Source organism: Flavobacterium sp., assembly GCF_028689845.1.
Taxonomy (GTDB): Bacteria; Bacteroidota; Bacteroidia; order Flavobacteriales; family Flavobacteriaceae; genus Flavobacterium.
On the sequence record NZ_JAQVCH010000001.1, the window covers coordinates 1 to 17,202 of the forward strand.

Consider the following 17,202-nt stretch of genomic DNA (forward strand, 5'->3'; position numbering starts at 1 on the left):
AGCCTCTTTAGTACTTCTTGACCCACACGGGGATATTTCTGAGAAGTTATTTTCGCTTAACTTAAACATAGAGAATCCTTCGCGTCTTTGGTACATCGACCCTTCTTGGGACGTGGAAAAAATACCCTGTCTGAATCCTTTTTGGAATAAAGTCAAAGACCCTGTACTTGTGGATCTGCTCTCTCAACAATGGGCAAAAGCTTTTAGTGAACTCATCCCGGAGGCCGGGATGTCTTTACAGATGGAAGCCGTTTTAAAACCTTGCCTTTCGGTAATGTTTCAAAATGGGAAGTGTGGACTTTTAGACCTACAGCTTTTTATGGATGACGCTCAAAATGAAAAATGGGTTGAACTGGGCAAGCACTCCTCCCATCCTGTCTTTCGTACTTTTTTTGAATCGGCTTTTCTCAATAAAAAATATGCCCCTACCAAACTGGCCATTTACACCAGATTGCAATTACTACTGAATAATTATGCCTTTTATCAAATGATGAATGGAAAAAGTAGTATCGATTTGAAAAAAGGTATGGCTCAAGGAAAAGTTATTCTCTTTAATTTATCCAAAGGAAAATTGGGGGAAGATACCTCGAAAGCTCTGGGAAGATTTATCTCAGCTACACTCTTAAGCATTGCCTTGCAAAGGGCTTTTGAGAAGGAAGGAAACAGAAAATCGTGTTACTTGTTTGTCGATGAGTTTCACAATATGGCATCCAGTAGCATGGAAACGGTTTTTAGCGAGGCTAGAAAATACCATCTGCATTTAATTGTAGGAACCCAAACCATTGGGCAGCTTCCCTTATCCTTAAAAGAAATGGTACTCAACAATACTGCTGTAAAATTGGTGGGACTCAATGGTCTGCCGGCTCTTAAATCGCAAGCCGTGGACATTGGCGTTTCATTTGCAGACTTACAAAGTCTGCCTCCTTTTCATTTTTATCTCAAGTATGATCACCATCCTGCTTTAAAGATAAAAAGTGCCGATTTTATGCTTAAAAATCCTAAAAGATACTTTGCCCTAGAGAAACAAACTGCTTTTTTAAAAGAGTTCGTTCTTCAAAAAAGTGGAATCTACAGAGCGAGTGTCTTGGAATTTTCAACGCCAAACTCAGCCGGAAAATCAAAAAAAATAACTCCGGAAGTGCATCCTTTATCGGATGAAAATTTTACTCCCGAATTTGACTTATAGTTTTAATTTCTTTAAACAAAAATGAAATCGAAAATTAACCAGTCTTTCCACAATCAAAAAGCGAAACAACTCCAATCAAAACACAAAATGAAATCAAACAAAACCACCATTTCCTTTGACCGCATTTCACTCTGCCAAGAGAAAGTGCTCCTTGCTCTGGCGAAGTATAAATTTTTAACCACAGGTCAATTATTAACCCTAGCCATAATGTCAGACAGGGCTAATTTAAACAAGCAAATTGCCGAGCTTAGAAATCGCAACAAGCCTTTAATTGGTTCGATAACTTTTGGTGTTCATCCCAAAGTGGGCAAGTTAGAGAGTGTGCACTACCTGACCACCCATGCTGTATTTTTGCTCAAAGATTGTTTTGGGGAGGATTTTTTTATAAGGTATCCCAAAGGGAATAATGGTCTTTTTCAACAAGATTATTTTCATAGGATAAACACCATTACAATACACATCGTCTTTAGTAGTTGGGCCAGTAAAAACAATATGGATTTGCTTTTTTTTCGAACCTATTTTGACAAACTCTCCAGCGGTACTGCCAAAGGATACAGAGCAGAATCTGCCATACGTATTCAAGGACAGGAATACTTAATTGCCGATGCCTTATGCCTTTTGCAAACTCCTCGAAGAGAGGAGCTCTATGCGATTGAAATGTATAATGGAGACGATACGCACCGTGTGCATGGTTCGCTCTTTGCTCATTTGCAAGCCCTCAAAAATGGGCAACCCAGTAAACAATTTGGACTCAATTACGGCTCGCGTGTCTTGTGTGTGTTTGAAAAAGAAAATTATAAAATTCAAGCCATGAAAAGGGTATTGGAAGACACTCGTTTTGCTACAGCTAAATCTCATTTTCTATTTAAATCCTTGCAAGAATTAAGCACCGATTCGTTCTTTGAATGGTGGCTCTTTGATGGGACGAAGGGGAGTTTGTTTTAGGAGTTGGATAATCTAAAAATGTAGTATTTAAAATGAACCTTTTCTAAACACCATGAATATAGATTATTTTATACTATCTTCAATTAATTTAAGAGTTTTTTTTTATTATGTTTGCCAAAATGGTTTAGATTAATATTTTGAATAGTTTGTTAAATATGACAGAGAATATATACACCCTAAATGAAATTGAAAAATTCGTAAAAACTAACTTCCCTGAAGCAAAAGGAGCATTATTAACAGGTAGTTTTGCGTCTAAAAAAGTTAAAAAAAATTCTGACATAGATTTAATCATTTTTTCTGAGTTTGTTTCTAATTCATTTGTAGAAAAGTTCAAAATCGATTCTCAGAAGTTTGATGTCATTTATTTATCAACGCACTACAATTACTTAATTAAAGAACTTTTTCTAGATATAAATTCGAGATACGGGGTATATGCTAATATGCTATCTAGCTCTAAAATTTTATTAGATAATGATAATTTTTTAGAAGAATTGATATACTTTTCCAAAAATTCAATTATCAAAGAATATGGCGATTTAAATTCAGTTGAAATTGATTTTAAGAGAAAATTGATATCAAATGCTTTAGAGGATCTTGAAGATATTGATTCATTCGGTGAATTTTATTACTCATCTTCACTAATTATTGATGAAATTACTAACTTAATTTTATCTTATAAAGTTTCAACGGTGGGTAGGGGAAAAAACAAAGCCCGAGAATTGGAAAAAGTAGATCCAGAATTTTACAATTGTATTATGGATTCAATTAAAAAGAATGACAAAGAATACTTTGTAAATACTATTAAATCAAAACTTGATTTCTTTGGGGGTGTTTTAGAATCTTACAGTTCAAAAGATATTCCTTCAATAGAACCTAAAAAGAGTAGAAAATATGAAATTTTATTTAAAAAAGAATACATAAAAAGTGATTTTATTTCTAAAGAATTTTTCAAAATTGTATCTTTTTTACAAAAAAATAAAATCAACCTTTTATACTATCATTTTTATAACGATCAGATTATAATAAATATTGAAACAGAAATTTATCACAGAGAATTTGCAAAGTACTTGTCGGCATGGCTAATCACAAATTTAAAAATAAATATTAATGATAAAATTATTTTTAGATCTGCAAAGACAAAATTAATTCCATTTGTTAGTAATGACCTTAATAATGCCTTAGAAAATGATTTAATTTATTTAACTCAAATGTTGATAAATAATAAAATTAGCCTTAAAAACAGTATAGATACTTTTAATTTTGGTAAACAACTAATTGAAAGATTAACTATTGATTTAAATTTTAAAGATAAAAAGGAAATTTTAAATAGGTTCTATAGTAGTAATTTATATGATGCGGTTGAGATTGATTTAAGTAAGCATAACTTTTTCCAACTGATTGAAAACCGTAAAAAAACAATAGAAGAAATAAGCAGATTAAATATGTCATTAAATTCTGTTAACGGAAAAATGAAGCAATTTGAAGATTTTTTCAATGATTTAAACTTTCCAAATAAAATTAAAGAAATTAACTATGAAAATGATTTAAATTTAATAACTAACAATTTTTTCTATAGTAAAAGTGATGAGGGAAAAAAGAAAGAATCTAAAATTTTATTATTAAACTTATATTTGAAATATGTATTTGACATAATGAACAGTAATCAATTTAGCTTAATTGCATTTAACATAAATGAAAATCTATGAACGAAAATAAATTTTTAGATGACTTAGAAGAAAAAAGTGAGATTTATCAAATGATTATGGCAGAACCACCTAAATTATACTTAAGATCTGGTTTTGTAATAATTGCATTATTTTTGTTAATATTTACTATTATTTGTTATTTTATTGACTATTCAAATTATATTAGTTCAGAAGTTAAAATTGTATCCTCAACACCTAGAGCACCTCTTATTTGTGGAGTAAATGGAAGAATAACAAATCTATTAGAAAATAACGTTACAGTTAAAAGAAATGATTTAATAGCTATAATTGAAAATCCAGCAATAATTGAAGATGTTAATTACCTTGAGAAAATAATTGCTAAATTAGAATTAAATGATTCAATTACTAATTTTAACACTGATTTAAAATTAGGTGAATTGCAAAATTCGTTTGCTAACTTTGTAAAAGCAAAAAATGAATTAGAAATCTTCAATACCATACAAGGTAACAAAAACAAAGCAATTTATCTTAAAAGGGAGTTAAACGAAGGAATAAACCTCGTAAAAAGTCTTGATGAGGAAAAGAAAAATTTAAAAGAAAAAATGCTTTTATCAGAATCCCAACTAAGCAGATCTAAAAAATTATATGAGAAGGGTGTGATTTCATTAAATGAATATGAAATTGCAAAACAAAAACACGTTGACAATTTGAATGAATATCAATCAAAAATTTCTCAAATTCAACAAACTCAAATTAATAATCAAAAAACTAGCTCATCAATTAATTCAACAATAATTGAAGGATCAGAATATAATTCCAGGATAGAATCAGATTATAAAACATCTTTAAATGGGTTGAAAAGCGACATTGAACTTTGGAAAAAAAAATATTTAATTATTTCCCCCATTGATGGAGTTTTAAACTTAAACGGTATTTGGGCAAATCAACAAGTAGTTGAGGTGGGAGAAGAACTCGGATCGATACTCCCAGAAAACGATGATATTTTTGCAATTGCTAAAATGCCCGAATTTGAGTCAGGTAAAGTTAATAAAATGAACGACGTAATAATTTATTTAAATAGCTATAATTTTAGTGAGTACGGTACAATAAAAGGTGTTGTAAAAAATGTATCTTCTGTTCCCATAGAAGGGTTCTACAATGTTGAAATAGAATTACCACTACAACTAAAAACAGATTTAAATTATTCTATTCCTTATAGCCCGGAGTTGAGCGGTGAAGCACGATTAATTACTGAAAAATTAAATTTATTAGAAAGACTTTTTTATAAATTAAAAAAATTATTCACAAGAAAAAAATCAAATTTAGTAGATGTAGAAAAAGAAAAAAATGATAAAAATATCAAATAACTTAACTATTTCTGCTGGTCTAATAATCATTAATAGCAAGAAAGAAATATTATTAATAAAGCCAACTGGCTTAGAAAAAGGGCAGTTTTCTTTGCCAAAAGGCATAAAAAACAAAAATGAAGATTTAAAAAGTGCTGCATTAAGGGAGACTAAAGAAGAAATTGGTTTAGAGTTTAACTTAAATGAACTGGGCACTCAGTATGTAATTAATTACTTCAATAAAGATGTTTTAACAAAAAGATGTTTTTGTTATTTAGTAAAATTAAATCCCGAACGAGAGGGAAAATTATCTTTTAATTATCAGCAAGAAGAAGTTGAGTATTGTGATTTTTACAGTAAAGAGGAAGCTAATGAATTAATATTTTGGAGATATAAAGAGCTGCTTAAAATAAATGATATATGGAAATAAACAAGGAGAATAAAATTGAGTTATGTAAATTAATTGAATCTAATTATATTAGTAAAATTAAACATCCTTTTCACAACATATTCCTACTATCCTACACAAAAAAAACTGCATTAGAAGCAAACTGGAACGAATTAACATTAAATACAAGGGGCTTAATTGTTGATCAAAATTATAACATTATTTCAAGACCTTTTAAGAAGTTTTTTGAACCTTCTCAATTGACTGACAACTTTATTATCCCTCATGAACTAAATTATAAAATCTATGAAAAACTTGACGGCTCTTTATTAATTTCATATTGGATTGAAGACTCCTTTTTTTTAACTACCAAAGGTAAATTTGATTCATTCCAATCAATAATTGGCAATCGAATTTTTAAAAGTAAGTATTCCCACTTAATACCTCAAATGAATAAAAACTATACTTATATTTTTGAATTAATTTCATCAGAAACAACCAATATTGTAGATTACGGAAACTTAGAGGATTTATTTTTATTAGACGTAATAAACACTACTTCTAATGAATCTATAGATTTTGAAAGTCTAACGGGTTTTAAAACACCAAAAAAATATAACATAACTTTTACTGAGGCTATTATGAACAAAGATGCTCTCCCTGAGGAAGGTTATGTAATTCATTTTGAAAATGATTTTAGACTAAAAATAAAAAAAGGAAAATTTAAATTACAGTACCATAAACATCAATCCTTTAAAAGAGAAATTTTGAATAATATATATAATTCAAGACCTTTTGAATTAGGTTCTGGAAACAAATCTGAACAAGAACTAATTAAATTTAAAGATTTATATGAAAAAGCTATAAATTTATTAGAATTCATTCATTTTTACCTTAAATCAGATATTAATGACTCAGGCAAACTTGAAATAATTGAAATATTTAAACATCATTACAAAGACAATAAAAAACTTGACTTTTTTATACTTGAAAGATTATATTCAACATCACAATATTATTCGTTAAAAGTTCCTTATGATGTTAGTTTCTTAAAATCATAATGTATAAAAAGATTTATGCATTTAACAATTACGAGATTCTAATCATACATGTTTTCTAATTGTTCCCAACGTTTCCACATTATATTTTCACTTGAAGAATTAAATATAATTTGTTTAATATCTAAAATTTTATTTTCATCTGGAAATACAAATTTATTATTCATTTCATTAGACTTCTTTAAATATTTATTGTGTTCTTCTCTAATCCAACTTTCAATACCAAAATACTTATATTGATTTGGAAAATCTTTCAAAATTTCAAAAAGTGATTCATCATTTTGAAATCTTTCCCATAAACGATAAGTATTTGGGATATTTTCCGGAATGTTTAGCAATCCTTTTAATTGCTTTTGAATTACATCAATGTAATATTCATACTGAATCATTTTGTTAATTAGTACATGAGCCTCTTTATACCAAGGAAACTTTACTTTAATTCTAAACCCATTTTCATAAACAACAACTAAACCTTCTTTATTTTCAAGATTTAATGATTTTAAATCGTCAAATGATTTTATATTAATCAAATCATTAGTCCAATCTCTAGCAACTGGAAAACCAATATCTTCCAGAGGATAGTCTTTTCCTGTTTCATTGTCTATAATTCCCAAAAGGATTAATTCTTCATTATCTCCATAGTCAATCAGTACTTTAGATTCAGGATAAATAGCCTCAAAAACATAGGTTCTATCTTTTTTTAACTTATTAAAAATTGAAGCGTATTTTTTGTAAAGTATTTCAGTTGCTCTTCTTGCCTTTAAACTTGTAAATGATCTTTGTGTAGCTATAGATGGTTTCTCATCAATCCAATATAAAATCGCTAGCGAACCATCTAGCTTTTCGAATACCTTATAAGGAATTTTAGGCAAGACCGCAACTTGACCATCACTTAGCAGCACTTTGTCTTCACTTAAGTATTGATTAAAAGTAAAAAATTTTTCAAATGACCTTGCAATAATTTTGCCTTGAGAATCAACAATTAGCCCTCGCATTTGTCTTGTAGCACTATTCCACTTTAAATTTTTAGCGGCAACTGGCCCAGTTGAATATCCATAAATATACAAATCTGCATCAGGGTGTTTTTCTCTTGTAAAATAGCCCTTTTTTATAAATTTATTAAATTCATTTATATCTATTTGTCCGTTTTTAATCATCTTTATTTCTAATTAAGTATTCTAATATTAAATTTCTGAATAGGTGAGGTATAAATAAAACTGCGAAAGATTTTGTTTTTATAAATAGAAAGTGGCTAAATCCAAAAAATATGAAAAATTCTAAAAATGAAAATGGATTATTAAACTTATGAATAAATGAAAATAAAATTCCAGTTATAAGAACCAAGAAAATAATATTAATTTCAAAATAATTTGAAAGTATGAAAAATGGAATAAACTTGAACATTATTTCTTCAACTAATATATCTCTCCATTGTTTCCTAAAATATTTCCTTCCTTTTTCTGAATAATATCTATAGATTTTAAAATATTCTTTACTTAAACTATGTGCATTCTTATCTAAAAAATAATAGATTGCAGGAAAATATAATGCTGTAAGTAGTAATGTAAAGACATTTACGAATAACCAGTAGAAAAAAGATTTAGAGTGGTGATAATCAAAAAAAAACAAAAAAAAAGTAACAATAAAGGAAATTTTAATCGGGAGTAATTTGAAAATATCTAAAATTTTAATGATCCCATTTTTAATTATTTTACTAATTATCATAATCGTCCTCTATATCTTCTGATTCATTTGCTACCAATTTAAAATTTTGTAAATACTCATAGTTTTTGTCAAAATATAAATAAAAATAAACAAATTTTGATTTTCCTTCAGATAGATAAGTAAGTTTAATTTCAATTCTGTTATATTCATTATTTACTTTTAAGTAGGTAGAGGCACCTGTAATTGATTTATTCTTATCTTTATCTACTTCATCTTTCAGTTCTTTAATCTTTTTAGTGAGCCCAAAATTAGATTCACAAGTAAAATCTTCAATTTTATCAGCTGAATTCGATAGCAGATAGTCAACAAATTTTTCTGATTTTTCTAATACAATGGGTAGTGATGTGTTTTTAAAATAGTAGTTATTCTTATCAAAAATAGATGTATTTTCAGAATTCCAAACATCATTTAATCGGGAAGTTTGTAGGACTTGATAATCTGGATCTATTATAATCTTTTTAAACTCTTGCGAATTAAATTCATATTTTACAATATTATTATCAAATGTTAATGTATCTCTGTAAGTATAATCTAATTTGTTTGTAAACTCAACTTCTACCATATTTATTCTATTGATAGAACAATTTACATAGAGTTTGCCTTCATTCTCTGTTATATAAAAATCTGGTAAATTGAAGCTTAAATCGTATTTGTTTTCTGAATTTAAAAAATATAAAAGTTCTTGATAAGGAATAATTTTAGAGTTATTTAGATAATGATTTTTGTAAAATTCATGGAGCTTATTAAAAACATTTATACCTCTACTCTCCATATCAAAAAGAAAAAGCGGTGCTAACTCATAACTGTAGACAAAAGATTCTTTCTTGTTTTTTTTATTTTCTAAAGCAGATTTAAAATCATAATTCCCTTCAATATGATATAATTTTACGTTTTTTTGGTTATTAACATATTTGTCTTCACCAATATTATCCATATATTTTAATGCTAAGTATTCGGCAATGCCTTCGGTAAGAATACGATTATCTAATGTAATTCCTCCAACTCCCCACCATAAATGAGAAACTTCATGAGCTATTAGTCTTTTTTGTAATGGAATTTTCTCGTCCAAAATTTTTGTATCAAAAACTATTGCATTTTCAAGAGTCTTAGCATCAGGGGTTTTAATTGGGATAAAAATAATTTTTGGCTTTTTAGTAATATTGGGATAAAATTTTTGGAAAAAAGAAAAAGCATTATCAATTTCTGTAAGAATTTCTTTTACTCGCTTGCCTTTATTAAAATCGTTTTCCAGTGTAAAAACATCAAAACCAAGAATAGTATTTTTTATAAAATCGCCTGCTATTATTGGTGGTGGATAAGTATACGTCTCTTGAAGGTCACTTTCGTCTGGATAAATAACTTGAAATTTTTTAGGAAAATCAAAATGTAAGTCGAATTTCTTTTTTTTAGAAAAATCGCTTTTAAGAATTGGAAGATAGTTGATTGTTGTTATAAAAAAATCAGAAGATTTTAAATAAGATGAATTTTTACTTTTTGGCAAATTGATAACAAAATTAATTCTTTTAGAAACAGGTTTGTATTCAATTAATTGAACACCATTAAGTTTCACTCCCCTTATTAATTTTGCAAAGTCATTATGTATTAGTATTTCATTATCGATAACAATTTCATCTTGATTCTTTTCTAAATTAAGAAGTTCCGCATTAATTGATAAGTTACCAAATAAATCCATTTTGATATTTGCCTCAATGTCAATTTCTTGACTTAACAAACTCTCTGAAATATTAAATACAAGAAATATAGTTAAAAAAATATTTTTCATTTTCATTTTTTATTAACAAAAAACTACTGTTATAACAGTAGTTTTAAAAAGATTTAATTCTAATTGACTAGTAATTAGAAACAAATTCCGGAACACAATCATAAGTTGGATCAACATCGCCATTCAAAATATCAGCACCCTGAGTTCCGTTTTCTGGATTGAGAATATCATCTATTTGGTCGTTACCCCCATCCATATAACCCTGCCAAAAAATTTCCCCAGGATCATCAAGATCCCAAATTTCAGGCGGATTATAACTTGTCATGTAACCATCAAAATAATCTTGGTCACATTGATCAACGTAACCATCGCTGTTATAATCATCATCATCTACTCCATTTCCATTTATGTCAGTAGGACAACCTTTAACCAATTCTATTTTTTTAAGTTTAAATTCTATTTTTTTCATCTTATAATAAATATTTAATGTTTTAACTTTTCAAAAATAATAATTTTATTAACATATTAACAACAGTAATATAATTTATAACAAATCTTAATAAATAAATAAAAAATTATGGATTTAAATGAGTTATAATATGTGATCCAACTTTAATTTTTTTACTTTCTACTTTGATTTTAATATTTTCGTGATTGTTAATTATGCTCTCTAATATATTTTTTTCAATTGCTAATTTAATAATTTTACAATTTCCACTATTAATTGAACAAATATATGGATGAGAAGAAAATAATTTATAAAAATTATTTGAAAAACAAGCATGTTGAGCCCAACATTTATTACATCGATAATTTTTATCTTCTCTTGTAAAAATTATCTCATCATCCGTAATACTAATAATATCAGTAGGCCTTATTCTCAATTCAGATTCTAATGATTTTTTGAACATCAGACTATTCTGAACATTAATTAAATAAAGACTAATTTTTTCTAATTCGTTTTCATTAATCACTTTCGAGAACAAATAAGGAGAAATTTTAACTACTGAACTCTTTAATTGTAAATCTTTATCAAAATTATTTAAAATAGAATAATGTTCATAAAATATTTTAATTGAACTATTTTCTCTTAATCTTTTGTAATTACCATTAAATTTAGCAATTACATTTTCTTCATCTCTATTTATTCTGCATAAAATTACAATCCTTTCATAACCATTTATCCATTTTATTATACTTTCAATAAAATAAAAAGAATCATAATTCATCTCAAAAATTATAATAATTTTATTGTAATGATTATAGGAATCTAAAATAGTTTTTAGAATTAAAGCAAATGAAGATTCTTTTCTAACATTAATATTTATTACTAAATTTTTAGTCACCTTTTTTTCAGCCTCAGATTGAAGGTCTTTATTAATAGTCTTTTCAATTTCATCATCTATATTAAAATTCGCAGTTTCTTGATTTAAATAATGATATTGTTTTTCATTAATCTGAAATATTCTATTCATTTTTTTTGAAAACAAAAAAAAGTTCTTATCCTCTTTTATTGTATGTATGTCGCCTGTTTGTAATAAATATTTCATTTCACTTGAGATTTATTTTATTTATTAAGTACTCTCTATCGCTAGTATCGAGTGAATTATAAAAGCTAAAAAGAGATTTAATTTTATGATGCATTTTTAAACAATGTTCTTGGTCTAGCTCTGTTATTGAGCCATTTTTAACATAGTTATTGTGTATACAACCACCACCTCCACAATAATATTTTGCAAAGCAACCTTTACATTGCGGATGATCGTTTATAAAATCAACATCATACTTCTTTTCATTCTTTTCATCATTTGAAGAGTCAACCTTTCCTATTTTAAAATCACTATTACCCACAAATCTATGGCATGGGTAAATATCGCCATTAACAGCAATTCCTCTCATATTTCTTGATACACCGCAATACTGATTATTTTTTACTTTATTTATAAATTGTTTTAGGTAAACAACATATTTTGATCCTAAAAACTCTTCTAAACTTTCTCTTTGTTTAATTGCTTTAGTAAATTCTTCTAGCTCTTTCTTATCATATTCTAAAAGTTGTTTTCTTTGATCCTCTGTTAAATCGTTAACATTATAATTTTCTTTAGAAAAATCAGATAATGTTACTGCCTCAACAAAGCTGTTTTTAAAACCAATTTTTTTTAAATTATCTCTATAATACAATAATTCTTTTGAATGATTTGTTATTGTTGCTCTAGCAGTTGCATTTCCATTTCTGGATTCTAAAAATTTTTTTACTTTAGGCAAAATGCTTTCATAGGAGCCTTTCCCTCCACGAAAAGGTCTATTAACATCTTGTGTATCTTTATCTCCATCAAAACTTACAGTAACTTCAAAATTATTAATATTTAAAAAGTCATTAACGACATCGTCAAATTTTGTTCCATTAGTCACAATAGCAAATTTGAATTTCTTTGGCACCTCTAACTCCTTTGCTTTACAAAAACTTACAACCTCTTCAATCATTGGCATATTCAAAAGAGGTTCTCCACCAAAAAAAACAACCTTGAGTATTTTTTCATTGCCGGAATTCTTAATTAAATATTCAATTGCATTTAAAGCATTTCCTTTATTCATTTTTCCTTTTAATCCATATTCCCCATCAATGCCATAACAGTAGCCACAAACTAAGTTACATACTTGGGCGACATTCAAATGAATATTTGTTAAGTTTTTTAAATTTGAATTACTTTCTGCATCTTTTGAATGAGGAATTAATTCCTCTATGGAAACTTCATTATTTTTTACAGATTGATATAAGTTTTCGTCGATATTATATAGGTTAAAACTTTCAACATCATAAATAAAATAATTTTGTTCGAATTCAATTAATTTAAGAAATCTCATAAAACTGGTATATATTTGTTTTCAAATCTAAATATTAATTATGAAAGAAGAAAATAAAATAAATATTTTTAAATGGATATGTAAGTATTATAAAAAAATATATACTTATGAGTATTTAAATGAACAATTTATTATCTCGCCCTATAGTGAGTCTTTATTAATTATGAGTGATGTGGGTGAAGCTTTCGGATTAAGAACAATAATAGAAAGAATTAATTTTGAGGATTTTAAAAAATTAAACTTTGATAAACCTATTGTTATTGAAATTGATAACAGACTTATTGGAGTGCTTAAAAAAGGTAAATCTGTAACACTATTTGAAAACAGCACTGAAACAAATACAAAATGGGATTCATTACAATTTAAGGATGAAAAAATCAGAATATTAACTTTAGAAGCAACACCTCAATTTTTTTCTAAAACTAATAAAAACAAAGAAGGACTAGGCTTTTTAATGTCTTATATACTTCCTTACAAGAAATACTTGTTTCAATTGAGTTTAGGTGTACTGATCATAACACTTTTACAAGTCATTGCACCTTTTTTAACTCAAATGCTCATCGATAATGGAGTTAATGGAAAAGACTTAAATTTAGTACATGTTATTTTAATTGCTTTGATAGTTTTACAGTTAAGTAAAGTGATTTCTGAATTCATTAGAAACTGGATTTATCTTCACATCAGCTCAAGAATCAATTTATCACTCGTTTCAGATTTTTTAATTAAGTTATTCAAATTACCTGTAGGTTTTTTTAACTCTAGATCTATAGGAGATATTATGCAACGGATTGACGATCAAAGGAGAGTTGAAAATTTTTTAACTGTTTCTATGATTAACATACTATTTTCTGGACTAACTTTCGTTGTTTTTTCATTTATACTTTATTTTTATGATAGTACTATCGCTTTAGTATTTCTAAGTGCTAGTTTTTTATATATAATATGGAATATTTTCTTTATGAATGTTAGAAAAAAACTCGACATAAATATTTTCAGACTTACTTCAACTAATAAAAACCTTCTTGTTCAAATTTTACAAAATATGCAAGATATAAAATTAGAAAATATTGAAAAACAAGAGAGATGGCAATGGGAAAGGACTCAAGTAAGTTTATTTGAGCAAAAGAAAAAAAATCTTTATTACGAGCAAATTAACACTTTAGGCTCAGTTTTTATAAATGAATTAAAAAATATATTAATATTATATTACTCAGCTATTTCAGTTATTAATGGAGAAATAACACTTGGTGCAATGGTTGCCATACAATATATAATTGGTCAAACTAATAAACCAATTTCAGATTTTTCTAAATTTATAATAGACTATCAAATGGCTATTATTAGTATTCGCAGAATAACTGCAATACATGATGAAAATAATGAGCATGAAAAAATAAATGAAGTTATTACATCAATTCCTGAGGAAAACAAAATACTTTTTAATGATGTAAGTTATAGATACTCAGAAAAAGGTAAGAATACATTTGGAATGGACAAACTTAATTTTGAGATTCCTGAAAAAAAAGTTACAGCTATAATTGGGAGTAGCGGAAGTGGCAAAACTTCAATCCTCAAGTTAATTTTAAAACTTCAAAATCCTAATAGTGGTAAAATCTTGATTGGTGGTATCAATTTGAAAAATGTTAACACTCGATGGTGGAGATCAAATTGTGGAGTAATTTTTCAAGACAGTAATTTATTTAATAAATCCATACTCAGAAATATTGTAGGAGATACCGTAAATATAGATATGGATAGACTTGTTTATGCTATAAACACTACCAATATTAGTCAGTATATTGATAATCTACCAAATGGACTAAAAACAATTGTAAATGGAAATGGTAAAGGACTAAGTGCTGGTCAAAAACAAAGAATATTACTAGCTAGATTGGTATATAAAAATCCGAAATTTGTCTTTTTAGATGAAGCAACAAGCTCTTTAGATGTAACAAATGAATATGAAATACTAAGGAATCTTAAAGACTTTTTCTTAGACAAAACAGTTATAATTATTACACATAAATTAAATAGAGTTATTAATGCTGATAAAATTATTTTAATAAATAATGGCAAAATTATTCAACAAGGAACTCATGATGAATTAATTAATTCTGAAAACAGCACTTATAATAAAATGTTAGAATTATCTTCAATATAAAACCATAAAATCTATTTGATATATTATTCACTCTGAAATGTTAATAAAAACCATATACATATTATACTTTCTACTACTATTATTAAAACTAGATTGTTGTCACTCTCAAAGTGAAATTTCAAAAATCAATAATAAAACTCAAAAGATAATTGAAAAATACTTGGTAAAAGAAAATATCCCAGGAATGTCAATAACAGTAACATTAAATGATTCTGTAATTTTCAGTAAAGGTTTTGGATTTTCAGATATTGAAAACAAAAAGCCTGTTTATCCCAATAGCACCAAGTTCAGAATTGCAAGTATAACCAAAACCATTACTGCCTCCACAATAGCCAGACTATCAGAATTAAATATAATTGATTTGAAAAAAAGTGTTTACCACTATCTAGATAGTTTGCCAAGAAAGCAATTTGATTTTACAATAGAGGAAGTTGGTGGTCATTTATCTGGAATAAGAAGAGTTCCAAGTGGTGAAAAATACACTTGTGACAATCAATATCAAAAGAGTAATTTTTATTCTATTTTTAATACTGACAACTTGTTATTTGAACCGTCTACCTCTTATGAATATAGCAACTATGGCTACAAGCTATTGGGGGTAATTATTGAAAAACAAACCCAAGAGAGTATCTTTGATAATCATAAAAAATATATTTTAAATGTACTCGGTTTAGAGAATACAGTTCCAGAAACCAAAATTCATGATTCCTTAACTTCAAAATTTTATATTGAGAAAAAAGGAGAGATTATAGAAGCTCCTTGTTTAGATTGTACATTTAAGTATGCCCAAGGATGCTATCTATCAACTTCTGAAGATTTAGCAAAACTTGGTAATGCTTATCTCTTTCCCAACAGAATTCTAAAAAAAGAAACACTTGTTGAGCTAATTAGATCAAAAAAATTAAAAAATGGCATCAAAACTAATTATGGATTTGGCTTTATGAGCGGTAAAGATTTTTACGGGAATTTATTTTTTGGTCATAATGGAGCATACCAAGGTTCTAGGTCTGTTTTACGAATTTATCCAAAAAGTAAAATTGTAATAGCAATATTGGCAAATCGTAATGTTGATGGTCTTGACAATCTTGCAACAGAGATTTCGTATAATTACAATAAAATATCAATACATTAAAGTAAAAACATTTAGATGATGAGAATTTATATCGTTTTTTTTAGTGCGTTTGTCATTTCATGTTTGATCTCATGTAATGACAAAAAACAAACTACATATTATTTGAACCTCGATACAGGTAAAATATATAATCAAAATGAATTTATTGAACTCAAACTAGAAACAACAAAAAAATATCTAGATGTAAAACAAGATGTAAAAATTACCTACAATTTTGAAAAAGAAATTATAAAAGGAGATTCTATTATTAATCCTTATAGAATTGATATAATTAAGAATGGGAAGTATATTGTTAAGGCATCAAACAAAGAGAGAATTTTTGATTTTATAGACCAGAAATTCCCTTCTCAAGTAATAAATAAAGAAAATAAAATTGATGATTTTAATTCAAAACCAACTGTTTTAAATTTTTGGTTTATTAAATGTAAACCTTGCGTAGAAGAAATAGAGTCGTTAAATCTCTTGGTGAAAGAATACCAAAATGAAGTGAATTTTATCGCAATTACTTTCGATGAAAAGACTGATGTAGATAATTTTTTAAAAAACAAAGATTTCAATTTTCAACATATCACAAACGCAGAGTCTTTAATTGACAGTTTGGGAATACTTGCTTTCCCTAAAACTGTTTTTATTGACAAAAAGGGATATGTGAAGTTTATAGAGAATGGTGTTACATTAAATGAAAGCGATGAATATGATTTAACTTGGTTCAAAAAAAATTTAGATGAATTAATTCAATCTAACCCAACTACTTCCACCGAGGTAGACAAAAAATAAAGGAAATTAGATTTTGGGCAAGTGATTATGATAAGGGCAATTAAACAAAATCCATAGAATACAAATTGTTTTATATCAGTACATTCGAATTTTCGAATATAACTTATAGAAGCAATATGTTTCTTTAAAATTAAAAAAAAAGTAACTTTTTTTAGATAAAATTAAAAATAAAGTTCATTGATTTATTGTAGAGATTTAAAAAAGAAATGAAATTTAGGTTTCATTTGAA

The 17,202-nt window shown here is 27.0% G+C and carries 15 protein-coding genes; 9 read left to right on the forward strand and 6 right to left on the reverse strand.

Features of this window, described 5'->3' with window-relative positions:
- From PHR76_RS00005 to PHR76_RS00030, 6 genes are all read left to right on the forward strand, one after another.
- Positions 1–1,186: type IV secretory system conjugative DNA transfer family protein (locus tag PHR76_RS00005; RefSeq protein ID WP_300056905.1), on the forward strand; the 1,186-nt coding region annotated here is incomplete at its 5' end.
- A 21-nt stretch (positions 1,187–1,207) separates the two neighbouring features.
- Positions 1,208–2,131 carry a hypothetical protein gene (locus PHR76_RS00010; protein WP_300056907.1) on the forward strand — a complete coding sequence of 308 codons (924 nt, stop codon included), beginning with the start codon at positions 1,208–1,210 and terminating at the stop codon, positions 2,129–2,131.
- Between the two features lie 155 nt (positions 2,132–2,286).
- On the forward strand, positions 2,287–3,837 hold the full coding sequence (locus PHR76_RS00015) for a nucleotidyltransferase domain-containing protein (RefSeq protein ID WP_300056910.1): 1,551 nt from the start codon (positions 2,287–2,289) through the stop codon (positions 3,835–3,837).
- Complete coding sequence (locus tag PHR76_RS00020; RefSeq protein ID WP_300056912.1) at positions 3,834–5,165, forward strand: HlyD family secretion protein; 1,332 nt, start codon at positions 3,834–3,836, stop codon at positions 5,163–5,165. Before PHR76_RS00015 ends, PHR76_RS00020 begins: the two co-directional genes overlap by 4 nt.
- Positions 5,146–5,574: an NUDIX hydrolase gene (locus PHR76_RS00025; protein WP_300056915.1), complete on the forward strand. Its 429-nt coding sequence runs from the start codon at positions 5,146–5,148 to the stop codon at positions 5,572–5,574. The genes PHR76_RS00020 and PHR76_RS00025 overlap by 20 nt, the downstream gene beginning before the upstream one ends.
- On the forward strand, positions 5,565–6,593 hold the full coding sequence (locus PHR76_RS00030; protein WP_300056917.1) for an RNA ligase: 1,029 nt from the start codon (positions 5,565–5,567) through the stop codon (positions 6,591–6,593). Before PHR76_RS00025 ends, PHR76_RS00030 begins: the two co-directional genes overlap by 10 nt.
- A gap of 38 nt (positions 6,594–6,631) precedes the next feature.
- Here PHR76_RS00030 and PHR76_RS00035 read toward each other — a convergent pair whose 3' ends face one another.
- The 6 genes from PHR76_RS00035 to PHR76_RS00055 all read right to left on the reverse strand — a co-directional run bounded on the left by PHR76_RS00035 (position 6,632) and on the right by PHR76_RS00055 (position 12,903).
- A complete protein-coding gene (locus tag PHR76_RS00035; protein ID WP_300056920.1) occupies positions 6,632–7,747 on the reverse strand; it encodes an RNA ligase in 1,116 nt (371 codons plus the stop codon).
- Complete coding sequence (locus PHR76_RS13105; RefSeq protein ID WP_366143559.1) at positions 7,740–8,315, reverse strand: CPBP family glutamic-type intramembrane protease; 576 nt, start codon at positions 8,313–8,315, stop codon at positions 7,740–7,742. The genes PHR76_RS00035 and PHR76_RS13105 overlap by 8 nt, the downstream gene beginning before the upstream one ends.
- Complete coding sequence (locus PHR76_RS00040; RefSeq protein WP_300056923.1) at positions 8,305–10,098, reverse strand: hypothetical protein; 1,794 nt, start codon at positions 10,096–10,098, stop codon at positions 8,305–8,307. Before PHR76_RS00040 ends, PHR76_RS13105 begins: the two co-directional genes overlap by 11 nt.
- Positions 10,099–10,165: 67 nt before the next feature.
- The gene (locus tag PHR76_RS00045; RefSeq protein ID WP_300056926.1) at positions 10,166–10,507 is read right to left on the reverse strand and encodes a hypothetical protein; all 342 of its coding nucleotides are present in this window, start codon (positions 10,505–10,507) and stop codon (positions 10,166–10,168) included.
- A gap of 106 nt (positions 10,508–10,613) precedes the next feature.
- Positions 10,614–11,588 (reverse strand): hypothetical protein, encoded by a 975-nt coding sequence (locus PHR76_RS00050; protein WP_300056929.1) that lies wholly within the window; start codon positions 11,586–11,588, stop codon positions 10,614–10,616.
- Position 11,589: 1 nt separating this feature from the next.
- Positions 11,590–12,903 carry a radical SAM protein gene (locus tag PHR76_RS00055; RefSeq protein ID WP_300056931.1) on the reverse strand — a complete coding sequence of 438 codons (1,314 nt, stop codon included), beginning with the start codon at positions 12,901–12,903 and terminating at the stop codon, positions 11,590–11,592.
- 40 nt (positions 12,904–12,943) lie between these two features.
- On the opposite strand from PHR76_RS00055, the gene PHR76_RS00060 reads away from it, so the two are divergent.
- The 3 genes from PHR76_RS00060 to PHR76_RS00070 are packed head-to-tail and all read left to right on the forward strand — an operon-like array spanning position 12,944 to position 16,973.
- Positions 12,944–15,064 carry a peptidase domain-containing ABC transporter gene (locus PHR76_RS00060; RefSeq protein ID WP_300056934.1) on the forward strand — a complete coding sequence of 707 codons (2,121 nt, stop codon included), beginning with the start codon at positions 12,944–12,946 and terminating at the stop codon, positions 15,062–15,064.
- Between the two features lie 37 nt (positions 15,065–15,101).
- Entirely contained in the window at positions 15,102–16,196 is a 1,095-nt protein-coding gene (locus tag PHR76_RS00065) for a serine hydrolase domain-containing protein (protein ID WP_300056936.1), read from the forward strand.
- Between the two features lie 18 nt (positions 16,197–16,214).
- A complete protein-coding gene (locus PHR76_RS00070; protein WP_300056939.1) occupies positions 16,215–16,973 on the forward strand; it encodes a TlpA disulfide reductase family protein in 759 nt (252 codons plus the stop codon).
- Positions 16,974–17,202: the final 229 nt, after the last annotated feature.